The organism is Bartonella sp. AA86SXKL (genome assembly GCF_042196885.1).
This window is the reverse complement of the sequence record NZ_JBHIRE010000414.1, coordinates 1-650: the sequence shown is the minus strand read 5'-3', so window position 1 is coordinate 650 and position 650 is coordinate 1. Positions and strand designations below refer to the sequence as shown.

At 38.8% G+C, this 650-nt stretch carries 1 pseudogene; it reads left to right on the top strand.

The annotated features are described in order from the left end of the window. Positions 1–650, top strand: a pseudogene (locus ACFIO5_RS12330) (hypothetical protein); the annotation flags it as partial.

Here is a 650-nt window from a genome sequence, read left to right as displayed (position 1 = left end):
TGATGCTCAACTCACTGAAAACAATGATAAAAACGATGCTAAAGCAATGCTTAATGATGCTAAAACGGTTAAGCATGATGCTAACAGTATGCTTAAGGATGCTAAGCATGATGCTTACGACATGCTTAATGATGCCTATATATATAACATAAACAATAACACTAACATTAACAGTAATAATAAAAAAACTAATACTATCGTATTAGCAAAAAAAGAAATTGGTTCTGAAGATTTAGAAACGAACGATTTGATTGAAGAGCCAATCGAGGTTCATGATCTCGAGAGCCAATCAGAGCCAATCGAAACCGCATCCCAAGATCAATCACCCCTTCACGAGCAAGAAAGCATTCCGAAAAAAGCAAAACAAGCGAAAGCTAATCGCGGTTGTCGATTGCCTGAGGATTTTGAACCCGATTACGATTTTGCCATTGCAGAGGGCTTGCCTTCAGAGCGTGTGAAAGTTGAAATCGCAAAATTTCGAGATTACTGGCGTTCAAAATCTGGAGCAAACGCTACCAAAATCGATTGGCAAGCAACCTGGCGTAACTGGGTGCGAAAGGCTATCGAGGATTTAGAAAAAACAAAAAACACGAACAACAATGGTGGAAACAGTGGTGGAAGCAATGGAAACTTTTCAAAAGATCAAAGAA